General features: G+C 60.3%; 1 protein-coding gene. It reads right to left on the bottom strand.

Features of this window, described 5'->3' with window-relative positions; all coding sequences use genetic code 11:
• Positions 1 to 100: 100 nt before the first annotated feature.
• Positions 101 to 265 (bottom strand): YjiS-like domain-containing protein, encoded by a 165-nt coding sequence (locus Ga0451573_RS20380; RefSeq protein WP_353740085.1) that lies wholly within the window; start codon positions 263 to 265, stop codon positions 101 to 103.
• Positions 266 to 267: the final 2 nt, after the last annotated feature.

The raw sequence follows: 267 nt of genomic DNA, 5'->3' as shown, positions 1-267 counted from the left end.
AAGAAAAAGCCCGGCCAGAAGGCCGGGCAGTGGGCAGGCGGGGCACCGGGAGGGGATTCCGGTGTGAATGGGACGCCTGCTAAACCGTCAAGATCGATGCTCAGCTGATCGAGCGTGCTGCGCGCAAACGGGCCCGTACATCGGCCAATGCGCCCAGTTTTTCGCTCGGATCTTCAAGCAGCGACGTGCCAAGGGCCGAATGCAGATCACCGCGCGTGACACCGATATCATGCAGCATTTGATCGTTCCACTCACCGAGGCTCAAAA

Source organism: Phosphitispora fastidiosa (assembly GCF_019008365.1).
GTDB lineage: Bacteria > Bacillota > Thermincolia > Thermincolales > UBA2595 > Phosphitispora > Phosphitispora fastidiosa.
Note: the sequence above shows the minus strand (reverse complement) of the source record. Positions and strands in the feature narration are given on the sequence as shown.